This is a genomic window from Paenibacillus sp. FSL R5-0345 (assembly GCF_000758585.1).
In the GTDB taxonomy this organism is placed as follows: domain Bacteria; phylum Bacillota; class Bacilli; order Paenibacillales; family Paenibacillaceae; genus Paenibacillus_AQ.
Window position 1 is genome coordinate 5354855 of record NZ_CP009281.1, and the last position, 13208, is coordinate 5368062.

Genomic DNA, 13208 nt, shown 5'->3' on the forward strand with positions numbered 1-13208 from the left:
TATATCAATATAATTCATTTCAATGTACCATAGCAAAACCACTATTGTAACCAATGTATTATCTGTATTATTATGCTTTACATATCAATCTCCCAAAAAAAATATAGAAGTTTAATACTTTTTTAGTATATTATCGGTTTGTGGATGCTATACTTCCATTCAAACTCATCAATATTTGGTCTTTCTGTTCATCAATAATTTCTTGATTATACCCTTCGATTTCGGCAATATTTAATTTCCCCACTATGTCGGCATTATAATCAATAGTGCAACATCTTTCAGGATAACCAATACTCTCAAAGAAATAATTCAATTTTTTATCCCATACTAACGCTATTCCAGGAATACCCAGCGAACAAGCTATAATATGACTATGAAGTCTAAACGAAATAATACTTTTATAATTCGAGATTAATTCAACTAATCCATATCCTGCTTCTGGCCTTGATGCTAATGCGCTACCATCGCTAATCCCCAACAAAGTCAATAATTTCTTTGCAAAAACATAATCTTCAATTGAGCCATTACAAAAAAATTGCCACTTAATATTTTTTTTATTTAGATCTTGAATAAGAAACTTCCAAAAACTTATCATCTCAGCTTCTTTTTTAGGTAAATAGATAATCCCCAATCCAACAACTTCACTTTCTCTTCTTTTTACGTTATATATTTTAGCGCACCAAAGTGCAGAATCAAAAGTTTTATAGATCTCCCTTGAATTTCGCAAGTATGTATTTGACAAATAATCCTTATCATCTCTAGTAGAAATGTATTTGACATTCTTATTTATTAAGGATTCTCTTAGTATTTTCTGCAATTTTTTGCTCTTAATAGTCCCGACTCCACATGCATTAAATATGATAGGAACATTTGCTTGAGATAACAATTCAACATATCTTGAAATAGCTATAACAAAATAGTTCATGAACATTTGTCCACCCGCAAATATAGCAAGATCATATTTTTCATTACAAAGTTCTTGAATGTATTTTAATTTTCCTTTGTTTCTATTTTCTAAAAACGACCTAGTATATTCATCTTTGGATAAAATCGAATAAATTATTTTTTTTACATTAACTCCTTTTCCAACCTCTTTAGAGTGATTAATTTCGTCTACATAATCGATTACTTCATAGTCACTTCTTCCAGAAATATCAGCCGTTACTATCTCACTATTAGGATATATTTGTTTGATTAACGCCGCTACTGTTTCACATATTACTCCATCGCCTAAATTAGAAGAATAGATTTCACCAATCAACAGAATTTTCATCTCCCATTACCACTCCTTCTTGTAATTATCTTTTCCTTAACTCTTAAAATCCCTCTAATTACTACTTCCCTTTCAGATTTCCCTAGTATTAAAAAACAACTTAACGTTAAGCCAATCATGGCAGTAAGTAAACAAGCCACTACTAAGCTTGACCATTTATCAATCATAAAGTTTTCTTTAATAATTAATGATGATAATGAGACAGTAACTACTCCTATAAAATTTTTAATTATTACAGGATAAAATGTAGTCCACTTCAAGTTCAAACATTTAGCACCATAAATAGGGAGAAAAGTCAGAGCTCGTACTATACTAAATATAGAGCTTACGCCTACTATCACAAAAAGCTTTTGTGTATCACTATTTAGTGTGTAAAGTAATAGGAATACTAATCCTGTGGATAATAGACTATTAATGAAAATAAAAATAGAGGAGACTTTTACTTTGTTGGTAACCACAAATATATTCCACATACTTTCAAGAGGTAATGCAAATACAAATCCTAAACACCCCGCAATGGACAAATATTGTATTAGTCTAGCGTCTTGAGAGGGCACCCATAAGCTATAAAAAGACTCTCCATAAACAAATAAAATTGAAGTAGGAATCGTAGCAAAAGTACCGAGGAGCTTTACAGAAGAAATAAGTTGCTCCTTCACATCATCATAATTCCCCTTTGCGTAACTGATTGTTAGTTGTGGGCTAAACACACTTGCTAACATTGCAAAAATTGATAAAATCATTGTCGGAACTGTTTTAGATAAAGATAATGTTCCCATCGCAATTCCACCTACGAATAAATTTGCAATAAGTAGATCTAAACCATTTGACAATACACCACTTAACCTACTAAAAGAATTCCAGGCACCAGAAGATACAATTGTTATTATTGCTTTTATATCAAAATAAGTTTTTTTCACTTTAACATAAGGCAACATTTTTCTTGTATAATATATATTCCAAATCAAAATATATATAGAACATAGAAATGTTGCTAATCCTATATACCAAACAGAGGGCTTAAAAAAGTAAAATACCACTAGTAAAACAACCACTCTTATTACAGAAGATTGAATCGTTACAAATGAAGATAAATCTAATCTATTCTTTGCAAATGTTGCAATCCCATATGTACTACCAATAATGCTTATTAAAAAATTCAAAAAAATAAATCCCCATAAAACTTTCACATCCACTAGAATATTCGTTGGAATGTCGAAGATTTTATCCATAAATATAATTATAATCGCTGATGGAATAGACATTATTATGGCTAATGCGATATTAGCAAATACAATTGAAGTAAAATATTTATTTGTTGTTTCAATATCTTTCTGATGAATAGATATCGTAATAAATCTACCAGCCATAGAATTTAGTGCAACCGCTATTATTTGAGCATAATTGGTAAAATTATTTCCAAGTTCAATGAATCCAAAGGCTGAACTTCCGATGTTCTCTACTACAAAAGGTGTTACAAAAAAAACCACACAAGTATTAACTAAAAAAGCTGTTATTTGAGCTATCATATTTACTGCTAAACGATTTTTATTACTCACAATACTAACCCCTCAAAATAACAATGTTAAAACAAGCCATAGTTAATATACAAATTAATCTGAGATATTCGGAATACCTAGAACAACAAATAATTCACATTACTCTGATTATTCTGAATATCTCAAACTCGCTTTATATAAAACTATATTTTATTTTTTTTAAAAAAAATTCTATTCAAGTTCAATATTATTTGCAAACCTTTTTCTCCTAAATTTCTTCTAATTATTCTTGTTGTTTTTTCTTTTATTTTTATATCCTTTGGCTTCCAAGAACCAGCAAAGTGATGAATCGCATAAGTTTTTTCAGTAGTAGAGATAATTCCTGTTGTAAAGTCTTTAGGACAAAAATACTCTTTTGGATAAAAAAGCACGTCGCCATTCGTATATTGCATAGTATTATTTAATGTTATATCGTATTTTTTTTTTGTCATATCCGTAATGATGTCAACATTTGTAGTTAAATCAAAATTACCATTTTTCAAGAAGAAACTTCTATCTTTATAATATGTCAATAAATATTCCAACCATAAATTACCTTTTTGTGCACCTATTATACCAGTAGGAATTGAGCATACATCTTCAAAACCCGAAAATGCATTATGTCTTAAAAATGGGTCTAGATTAGCTACAACTTCTACATCTGTATCCATATAAATCCCACCATATTCAAATAAAACATTTAGTCTAACATAATCAGTAATAAAAGCCATTTTTTTCGATTCATAGGCTTCCTTGATGTATTTGTTAGTATTTATATCAAAGTTATCCTCATTCCATTCAATTATTTCATAGTCCGGACAAAATTTTCTCCAACTAGCTATGCATTTTTTTGCTAAAGGAGGTAACTCAGCTCTCCCAAACCAACAATAATGAATAATCTTTGGAATCATATTTATCTCCTCTTATACGGTTTAGTTAATTTAGTTAAACTTTTTATAATCGAAACAATATTAATTTATCCAATTAATCCTATTTTATTGAATACTAATACGGCATTTCTTGTCCCTAAAGTAAGACAAATCACAAATAAAATCTTATATTTCATTCCCAAACCATACTTAAGTACATACCTTCTCGTTTTTAAACCTTCTACAAGTATATTAAATTGTTCTTTACTTATAGATTTATATTGAAATGTAGATAAAAATACTCCCACAAAAATACTACTGCATCTTCTAACTAATGCAAGTTTTTCAGCTTCATCATATTGTTTTTTTTTAGATTCGTTGTATAAATCATCTATAATCAACAATTTATCTAATTCTCTCTTTATATTAACGTCAAAGGTTATTGAACCCAATCTATTACTTCTTGCATAATAAAAACAATGATTATTAAACCCGATAGTCCGACTGTTAAGTATTAATTTTGGGGACCACTGCTCATCCTCATGCAGTAAGCCTTTAACAAAAAATAAGTTTTTTTCAAGTAGATATTCTCTTCTAACAATAAACATCCAAGCACTTGCCCAAAAACCTGGTAATTCAGTACATATTTCATAGGTTTCAGCTGCACTTTTAACATTTAATTCATCTTCGTCAAAATAGTAAAGACATTCTGTTTCTTCATTCGTATCATCCTGGTAAATTTTAATCCTACTCATTAAAACATCTGGATTTGAATATTTATCGATTGCTCTTTGTGCAATCTTTAATGCATCATGATTTAGCCAATCGTCACTATCCACAAAAACTAAATATCGTCCCTTCGCTTCTAAAATCCCAACATTTCTGGCATCTGATAATCCACCATTTTGTTTATGTATTACTTTGATATTTTCATGTTTAAATGCATAGTCATCGCATATCTGAGGACACAAATCAGGTGAACCATCATCAACTAATATAATCTCTATGTTGTTATAGTCTTGTTTGATAATACTATCTATACATTGACATAAATATTTTTCTACATTGTAAACCGGAATTATTATGCTAAAAAAAGGAATAATGTCCATGAATTCACCTACTTATTTAATATTTTTTAAGTTTCGAGCGTATATACAGAATTCTACAAGTAATTTTCAATCCTAATATTCTTGAGAAATTGTAAATTAATTTTTGCTGTGATGAAGTTGTATATTTGCATACCCACACTGTTTCATTAATTTTATCAAATAATTTACTGCGATCATTTTTATCTATATGATTAACCACAATAAGAGCCGAATAAAAAATACATGATAGGTTATTACATAATAATTTCTTAAGTCTAATATCGATTATATTATTTTCTATCCATTTAATATTGTTCTCAATAACATTAAGTTTCATATATTCAGTCGTATATTTGTAATTATTACTGGTTGAACCTAAACGTCGATTTCTATAACAATATAAAACTTCTTTACTCACCATTACTGTATTGCATTTTAAGATCATTTTATATACCCAATCAACGTCTTCATATACAATTCCGTGCTCAAAAAATAAACTATTATCTATTAATAAATCCCTTTTTATAATATATAAAACAGGGTACCAATTGAAATTAGGATTTTCATTCAATAATCTTTCAATCATTTTTTTTCCGTTCAATATATCATTATCGAATGACTCTAATTCATGTTCTCCTTTACTAAGGAGACTGCGTTCTTGATCAGAGCAGCAGCAATAGTTGAATAGCACCATATCCAAATCTCGTTTACCTATTGTTTTATTCACAATATTATCTAATATGTCCACCAACCAATAATCATCACCATCTAAGAACACCACATATTTTCCCGATGCTAGTTTCAGTCCATCATTTCTTGCTGCTGCCTGTCCTTGATTTTCTTTGTGTATTACTCTGAATCTTTTATCTAAATTTGCATATTCCTCACAAATAATAAAACTATCATCAGTTGAACCATCATCAATTAAAATTATTTCCATATCTAATTTTTTTTGATTTAAAACACTATCTATACACTCTCTTAAGTACTTCTCAAGATTATAGATAGGAATTATGACGCTGAGTAATGGCATAATCTGCTCCTTTCAAAGACACTATATCAATTTGCATAGTAGTAACTTCTTAATTGATGCTCCATTTAAATGACTCACTCAATTCCCTTATCTTTATAGTTTCGATCATTAAATATCACAAAAAATGCCAAAAGCATTGTAACACTTGTTCCAACATTGTAACTTATGATAACAGTCTTTATATTGGAAATAAAAAATGAAATTAACAAAAAGACTACTAAAATTCTATCAAGTTGATGATATTTACTCCTAAATGCTTTGAGAAACATATAATTAAACGGTATATAAAGAAGTAGACTTCCTATTAATCCACCTAACCATAAGTCATTAACGTAACCTATATCTGAATGACTATATCCCGTAGCTTCATAAACTGTATGACCTGTTCCAAACACTAAAAATAATGACTCTGGAAAAAACCACATAGTATTAGTTAATTTACTTACAGAATCCGTACCGTTATCTTGACCGTTAAAAAATGCCAACAAATCATCAACTCCATTACTAACCCAAGACATTGTAGTAGGCAATATCTCATTTAAATAATTTAGTGCAATTGAAGAAATAAATATCAGACCAGTGATTATTAAGATAAATTTCATTTTTTCTTTTAAGCTACTTAAAAATAAAACATTAGGTATGAGACATATAATACCAATGCAAGCAATAACTAAGCCCGTTCTAGAATTAAGAAAAGGAACTATTAACAATATTGGAGTTAATAGCAAATATACAAATTTTCTTTTGTATATACCATAAAAAATCGGCAATACTGATATAATGCCAGTACCATATCCAAATGTATCCAAAACATTTTGTGAGAAGGCAAAATATCTTCTTTTAAAATGCCAGATATTTTGGGTGGTAGTATCCCCAGTATTTAAGTACATTATTGAGACGAAAAAATCCTTTACAGAAGGAATTAATGCCATTGAAATCGAGATAATTGCTTGAAATAAACCAGCAAAAATAAGAGCTTTAATTAATTCATGTAACCCATAGTTTAATTCTTTACATCTCAACATAACATATAAAATACATGTGATAATTACGGGTGTTATCAGAAAAAATCTGTATATCACTTTGATGTAATTCGAAAAATTAACTGGATCAATTAAAACACCTATCAATATAATAACTAGAATATAGAGATAGGCAATTATTATTAAATTAAGAAATGTATTCAGTTTGCTTTTTCTAAAAACATCTTTTACTTCTTTTTTATATTTTGTAATTATTTTAAAAAACGAATAAGCAAATACAATAAGTACAAAATTGATATTTGGAATAATAGGAGGAGCAAAAATAAAACAAAATAAATACATGTAAAATGTTATATTTTTAAACTCATTTTTAATAACCATCATATGTAATACTTCTCCTAACCTATGAACTGGATATTTGTTTTTCTATAATATTAAAACTCGAGTCAGTATCAAGAAGTTTGTGTAAGTCAGTTCAATCGCAGCTGCTAAGTGTAAAAGGAGCTATGTCGCTCGCTTTCATGGTTCTCAAGCAAGGAATAGCGTTTTTCATCCCTCTTAGTCAATTTCTTTTGACTTCTAAGTCACCAAATCCAAGAAATACTGTTTACGCAAAGCGTTTGTGTAATTAATTAAATCTATATAGATAATTTCCACAACCGCATCCTAAAATTGGTAGCTGTTCATCAGCTATAGAAGTTTGCGAGTTTTTGGGAATATTTAGCTTGTTTTATGAACTATACAAGTGCTACACGTACTGGCCTACGAATATGCTTTCTGAACTTCAACCTTGATAGTTAGCCTAATGTATCCAGTAGGACTTTTTATGTAGGTAATTATAGATTTCATTTAGCACATCTCTCCAACCATTCGCTCTCTTTGACACTCATAACCTAGGATTTGACGGTTCCCATTCATCATTTAAGTTTTACATACAGACCATCCAGATTCATTGCGAAGGGTTCAGTGAACTTCGACAAATAATCCCTTAATCCCTTACTGTTTTTTATGCTATGATCAGTATCAATTTTTTGATATAAACAAAGGAAACAGCAATAAAAACTCTAGTCCTCTAAAAAAAACAAATCTATGTTCTCTTATGGTGAATTTTTTTAATTATATGATAGAATAATTTTTGATTCATACAAAAAATAAGAGCTGATAGTTTGACTAAATAATTTGGCGACTTATTAACTAAGCTCCTCATGGAATCTTTAGTATCAAACTTAGTTATTAACTTGAGAAATAAGTCTCTTCGTCCAAATTTAGAAAAATCTTTCAATAGCGCCAGCAGCGTTCTGTCAAACATATAATTATGGTATGTATAATAGAATTCTATATTATTAAATTCCAAATAATCTTCTACTCTTTTTACAGAACATAATGCATCAGTTACTCTCCATGTAATATTATTCATTACAGATGTGGGGTTATTATAGTAACCATAAAGAGGAATATCTACAAAAGAACCCTTTTCACAGTGGGTTAAATATTTCCAAGTGAATTCTAAGTCCTCACCATATTTTGAATTTTCAGTGAAGGTTATATTATTGTTTTCTAAAATTGATTTTTTATATATAAATGAGAAAAATGCACAAGGTCCCCTTCTATACATAAAACTCAACATTAAGCTTTTTCTGTCTTTGTGAACATTTTTTCTTTCAGGTTTAACCCTAGTATCATTTAACAGTTTCTCTACATTTCTGGAATAGCAACAATAAGCGGTATCAATATCGTCAATAGTTACGGCCTCGCTCAAAATCTCCAAAAAATATGGATGATAAATATCATCAGCATCAAGAAATGTAATAAATCTCCCTCTAGCATTAGCTAATCCTACATTACGAGCTATACTAACTCCAGCATTCTTTTGATCAATATATCTATAATTGAAATTACTATTTTTTAAATAAGACTCTATTATTTTATTACTGTTATCTTTAGAACCATCATTAATAATAAGTAATTCAAAACTACGATAAGTTTGCTTTGATAAAGAGTCTAAGGTTCGTTCAATCGTCGTTTCCGCATTATAACAAGGTATAATGACAGTAATAGTTGGTTTTAACTCATTTCCAGAATTGTAATTATCCATAAATAACTCCTTTAAAACTTTAAATTAAATCAGCTACATAGTAATATCTCGTTTGATTGATTTCATTTCAATTGACTAAATGGTTATTAAAATCATCATTTCTAAGAAATTTTTTATAAAAAATCATTCTTAACCTATTTGGAAACATTGCTACCGTACCTTGCATTATTGCTGAGATTATAAAATCATATAATGTATAAAAACCTAGTTTTTTAAGATGCCATTTAAAGTTGATGATACACTTAAGGTAAGAATATCCACCTCTTCTTTTGTACATATCTTTGTTCGCACGCATATAAAGTAATGGCTCATAAATATTGCCACAGATGGCTCCATTCATAATAATCCGTGCCCATAGATAATAATCCTCAAACAACTCAAAATGTTTATATCCACCCACTAGATCAATTACAGATTTTTTATACATTACCGCAGGATGATTGAATGGATTTCTCTTCTTTGCAAATTTAACTATAGATTCATGTGTTATCGGTAATCTCTTTATAGACTTTATGTGATTTATATCCTCTTCAAACTCCATTACAGAGCAACTAACTACAGAAAGCAATTCATTTACCATAAACATTTTCACTTGTTTCTCGCAACGATCTCTCCTAGAAATATCATCTGTATCCATACGAGCAATCAATTCATTTTTACAATGAGTCATACCAATATTCAGCGCTTCTCCTAATCCTAAGTTTTTTTTTAATGCAACTATCTTAATACAAGGTTCATTTGCATACTCACTCAATACTTCCTCAAGCGAAGAGGTTAGTTCACCATCTTTAACAATAATTATTTCATCAGGCTTAAGAGATTGATTAAGCATGCTATCTATACTTTCACGCAAATAACATGCATTTTCCTTGTAATAAAGCGACATTAAAACTGAGTATTTCATCTCGTCCATATTCGTCTCCATTAATTTAGTTACTTTTTTTAATTGTATCCAAAAAATCACTAGTAGTAATTATCTCAGTATCAGTAAGTTCAAAATCGTAAACTAGTGAGCCAAATAGCTTGTTAGCAATTTTTAAAGAAGGCAATAATAAAATCATTTTTGCAAGTATCTCTGAGAGATAAATTTTTTTATTATTATTTAGTGCAATTGCCTTTATCATCTCTTGAATATCAATATACTCAGGATTCTGTGGGTGAAAAACTCCAGATTTCTTTTTATTAATTAAAACTCGTATGAAATCACTTAAATTATCTATATATAGCATACTTCTCTTACTTCTGATTTTCGGAAAAATAGGGGAAGCAAGAACTAAGCGCTTCAATTTTTTGAAATTACCTGGACAGTTCGGTCCATAAATCATTGGCGGTCTAATAATTGAAATTATATAGTCATTATCTTCCATTTTTAAAAGTTCTTTCTCTGCTTGAAGCTTAGTTTCTCCATATAATGTATTAGGATTTTCTTTAGTATTTTTATTAATTACAATATTTTTTTTCATGCTACCTTCTAGTCCGTAGACTGCCATAGTACTCAAAAAAACAAATTGTTTTACTCCATCTTTTTTCGCTTTTTTTGAGAGTTCAATCGTCAGTTCCTTATTTATAGTGTAGTATAAATCATGCATTGAGGACTTTTCTTTTCTATGTACTAGAGCAGCCACATGAAAAAGAACGTCAAATTGTGAGAAATCTTTCTCTCTCCATTTTTCATCCCTGACTGGAATAAAATCAATTTCATAGTCTTCTGGCCATTGACTTAACCATAATCCGAATTTCTTACCAATATAGCTTTTTTCACCTGTAATAAGTATCTTCATGTATAGCGTTCTCCGAATCAATTTACATTTTTAAAATTTACGATAAATTATATACATACAGCATTCTATTAAAATAGAAACTCAAAAATTGCTTTAAAAACCATTAATTAAGTTCAAATGATTATTATTACATTACATCAATTTATTCAGATAATCTCATCTCTGATTGTTTATTCCCCTCAACAACTCCTTCATTTTTCAGAACACTAAATATTGTTAAATAGAATACTTTAGTATCTAGCTTTAAAGATATAGCAAGAGTATATTCACCATCTAACTTTGCCTTTTCCTCAATATTCAATTCATCCCGACCATTAATCTGTGCCCACCCAGTCAGTCCAGGTTTGATATCATTTGCCCCGTACTTATCACGTTCAGCTATCAAATCATACTGATTCCACAACGCAGGGCGAGGTCCAACGATACTCATTTCACCTTTGAGGATATTAATAATCTGAGGTAGTTCGTCCAAGCTTGTTTTTCTAAGGAACTTACCTACTTTAGTGATAAAGAAATCCGGATCCTTCAATAGATGAGTTGGCATATCATCAGGAGTGTCCGTTCGCATGGTTCTAAATTTAAGGATGTAGAATTCCGTTTTATTTTTACCTAATCGTTTTTGTTTAAATAAGATAGGGCCTTTTGAGCTTGTCTTAATCGTAATCGCGATGATCAAGAAAACCGGCCATAACACTAACATTCCGATTAAAGCCAGCAGAAAATCAATGGCTTGTTTCACGTAAACATAAGGTCTCATAAATTCACCTGATCCTTTAAGATGCTATTTTCTATCTATGTACATCATCTCTATGTCCAAGAGACATAGAGATGATCGTGTGATATTGTTTAGTTCTTCATTGCCTCAGCCGCATTTTTCCCTGACTGAAGCGTCGCTTCAAATTTACTTCTATACTGACTAATAATCTCCGTACTATATCCGTTACTGTTCAGTTTTTGTTCAGTGTCGGCTATTATACTGTTGAAGCTGGCACTAAATGAGGATAATTGTTGTGCGCCTTTAGCCTTAATACTTTGCTTACTCGCCTCATCTTTTGCTCCAAGATACTCTGCAAAAGTGCTCATTAAAGTCGATTCGCTTTGATTTCTAAGCTCAGCAAGCTTGGCTTCCGTTTCACTAGTAATGGATTCATAAGAAACTTTACCAGTTCCCGCTGAACCACCACCAGCTGCACCAGTTGAATCCGTTGGTGCTGGTGTCGCTACTGGAGATGAATTCTTGCCACCTTGCTCTTGATAAGCCTTAGAAGCGGCTGTAATGGTTTTCGTCTTCTGATCCCAGCTAATGTTATGACCTACAGATTCCGATAAAAAACGTAGAGGGACATATAAAGAGCCATTCAGAATAAAGCTGGATTGCCCATTAGGTAATGCCTTAGTTGCACCGTTAAATACATAACTTGCCTTCACTTGGTTGAGTACAAGATTCTTAGATACTGCTGAAGCACTATTTCCTTTGGTTGCATTCATTAGGTACTCTTTAATCACTACTAGCTCTGATTTGCTAGGCTCTGCTACAGTAACTTTAACGTTTTTAGCATCCCAAGCTACACTCTTTTGCAAGGCATATGACATAAAGCGTAATGGAACATAAGTTGTATTGTTGTACATGAATACATATTGACCTGCAGGGGTCCCAATACTCACTCCATCAAAAATCATATTCACGTTCATACTTTGTACTTTGACCGTAGTTGTTGCCGTCTTAGTTGTTGCACTAGGTACTGCCGCTGCTAATACGGAAATAGGCGCGGATGCCGTTAAGGGTGCTAACCCTATTGAAGCTATTAACGATAGAGCTATGACTGGTAGCGTTGCTTTAGACATAATTATTCACTTCCCTTTTCTTTCGCTTTTAATTGTTCTTCTTCTTTAAGGACTTGATCACGTGTCTTCCCTTGACTCACGCCATACTTCTTAGCAACCTGTGAAAGCTCATTGTATTGTTCTTCGGAAACTTTACCAAGGATGATACTGCGTGCTTCCCGCTTCTCATCAAGCGTTAGGCCACCCTTGGCTAGATCTTTTAGACGGTTGATATCAGATACACTTAGTTGACCGAGCACAATAGCAGCTACATCTGCTTTATCCTTCATCGTTACGTTCTCTTGAATTTCTTTAGCTTTATCCGTTGAGATCTGTGCCGTATATCCATCTGAAGAAGTATCTTTCGAATCTGTTGATGGAGCATTCGTAGGTTCACTAGTAGTAGAAGCTGTTGTATCTTTTCCGGTTTCCTCAGTATTTTTGCTTCCATCATCATATGTTGATGGAGCAGGTGTTGCAGACGCTGTAGGGTCAACTTTACCATCTACTATTGTATCTTCGGGTGCAGTTCCTTGATCTTGACCACCACTAACTTGATCCTCAGACTCCAGATCAAAACCATCCACCATAGAATTCATCAGCTTATCGACAGCATAATTAGCAGCGAACAATCCACCAACACCTAGAACTACAATGATTGACAGCGTCCATAAAAGGATCTTTTTCCATCGTTTGTTGAACATTCAAGTATCCCCTTTATGAA

12 protein-coding genes are annotated in these 13208 nt (G+C 31.1%); all 12 read right to left on the reverse strand.

From position 1 onward, the window contains the following. Window positions 1-130 precede the first annotated feature (130 nt). The gene (locus tag R50345_RS23700) at window positions 131-1273 is read right to left on the reverse strand and encodes a polysaccharide pyruvyl transferase family protein (RefSeq protein WP_042130613.1); all 1143 of its coding nucleotides are present in this window, start codon (window positions 1271-1273) and stop codon (window positions 131-133) included. Further along, complete coding sequence (locus R50345_RS23705) at window positions 1270-2832, reverse strand: oligosaccharide flippase family protein (RefSeq protein WP_042130614.1); 1563 nt, start codon at window positions 2830-2832, stop codon at window positions 1270-1272. Before R50345_RS23705 ends, R50345_RS23700 begins: the two co-directional genes overlap by 4 nt. 143 nt (window positions 2833-2975) lie before the next feature. Beyond that, window positions 2976-3722: a glycosyltransferase family 32 protein gene (locus R50345_RS23710; RefSeq protein WP_042130616.1), complete on the reverse strand. Its 747-nt coding sequence runs from the start codon at window positions 3720-3722 to the stop codon at window positions 2976-2978. A 65-nt stretch (window positions 3723-3787) separates the two neighbouring features. Then, complete coding sequence (locus tag R50345_RS23715) at window positions 3788-4789, reverse strand: glycosyltransferase (RefSeq protein ID WP_052414711.1); 1002 nt, start codon at window positions 4787-4789, stop codon at window positions 3788-3790. Window positions 4790-4805: 16 nt separating this feature from the next. Beyond that, a complete protein-coding gene (locus R50345_RS23720; RefSeq protein WP_042130618.1) occupies window positions 4806-5801 on the reverse strand; it encodes a glycosyltransferase family 2 protein in 996 nt (331 codons plus the stop codon). 74 nt (window positions 5802-5875) lie between these two features. Then, window positions 5876-7168, reverse strand: coding sequence for a hypothetical protein (locus tag R50345_RS23725; RefSeq protein WP_042130619.1), 1293 nt, complete (start codon window positions 7166-7168; stop codon window positions 5876-5878). A gap of 703 nt (window positions 7169-7871) precedes the next feature. Further along, the gene (locus R50345_RS23730) at window positions 7872-8879 is read right to left on the reverse strand and encodes a glycosyltransferase family 2 protein (protein WP_042130620.1); all 1008 of its coding nucleotides are present in this window, start codon (window positions 8877-8879) and stop codon (window positions 7872-7874) included. A 67-nt stretch (window positions 8880-8946) separates the two neighbouring features. Continuing rightward, window positions 8947-9792 carry a glycosyltransferase gene (locus tag R50345_RS23735; protein ID WP_052414712.1) on the reverse strand — a complete coding sequence of 282 codons (846 nt, stop codon included), beginning with the start codon at window positions 9790-9792 and terminating at the stop codon, window positions 8947-8949. A 16-nt stretch (window positions 9793-9808) separates the two neighbouring features. Continuing rightward, the gene (locus R50345_RS23740) at window positions 9809-10660 is read right to left on the reverse strand and encodes an NAD-dependent epimerase/dehydratase family protein (RefSeq protein ID WP_042130623.1); all 852 of its coding nucleotides are present in this window, start codon (window positions 10658-10660) and stop codon (window positions 9809-9811) included. Between the two features lie 142 nt (window positions 10661-10802). Further along, the gene (locus R50345_RS23745) at window positions 10803-11417 is read right to left on the reverse strand and encodes a sugar transferase (RefSeq protein ID WP_042130625.1); all 615 of its coding nucleotides are present in this window, start codon (window positions 11415-11417) and stop codon (window positions 10803-10805) included. An 89-nt stretch (window positions 11418-11506) separates the two neighbouring features. Beyond that, window positions 11507-12505 carry a copper amine oxidase N-terminal domain-containing protein gene (locus R50345_RS23750; RefSeq protein WP_042130627.1) on the reverse strand — a complete coding sequence of 333 codons (999 nt, stop codon included), beginning with the start codon at window positions 12503-12505 and terminating at the stop codon, window positions 11507-11509. 2 nt (window positions 12506-12507) lie between these two features. Then, complete coding sequence (locus R50345_RS23755) at window positions 12508-13188, reverse strand: hypothetical protein (RefSeq protein ID WP_042130629.1); 681 nt, start codon at window positions 13186-13188, stop codon at window positions 12508-12510. Between the last annotated feature and the right edge of the window lie 20 nt (window positions 13189-13208).

Bases quoted from the DNA above. Each gene is read 5' to 3' on its own strand.
- R50345_RS23700 (WP_042130613.1), bottom strand. From the start codon at position 1,273: ATGAAAATTCTGTTGATTGGTGAAATCTATTCTTCTAATTTAGGCGAT.
- R50345_RS23710 (WP_042130616.1), bottom strand. From the start codon at position 3,722: ATGATTCCAAAGATTATTCATTATTGTTGGTTTGGGAGAGCTGAGTTA.
- R50345_RS23715 (WP_052414711.1), bottom strand. From the start codon at position 4,789: ATGGACATTATTCCTTTTTTTAGCATAATAATTCCGGTTTACAATGTA.
- R50345_RS23720 (WP_042130618.1), bottom strand. From the start codon at position 5,801: ATGCCATTACTCAGCGTCATAATTCCTATCTATAATCTTGAGAAGTAC.
- R50345_RS23725 (WP_042130619.1), bottom strand. From the start codon at position 7,168: ATGATGGTTATTAAAAATGAGTTTAAAAATATAACATTTTACATGTAT.
- R50345_RS23730 (WP_042130620.1), bottom strand. From the start codon at position 8,879: ATGGATAATTACAATTCTGGAAATGAGTTAAAACCAACTATTACTGTC.
- R50345_RS23735 (WP_052414712.1), bottom strand. From the start codon at position 9,792: ATGGACGAGATGAAATACTCAGTTTTAATGTCGCTTTATTACAAGGAA.
- R50345_RS23740 (WP_042130623.1), bottom strand. From the start codon at position 10,660: ATGAAGATACTTATTACAGGTGAAAAAAGCTATATTGGTAAGAAATTC.
- R50345_RS23745 (WP_042130625.1), bottom strand. From the start codon at position 11,417: ATGAGACCTTATGTTTACGTGAAACAAGCCATTGATTTTCTGCTGGCT.
- R50345_RS23750 (WP_042130627.1), bottom strand. From the start codon at position 12,505: ATGTCTAAAGCAACGCTACCAGTCATAGCTCTATCGTTAATAGCTTCA.
- R50345_RS23755 (WP_042130629.1), bottom strand. From the start codon at position 13,188: ATGTTCAACAAACGATGGAAAAAGATCCTTTTATGGACGCTGTCAATC.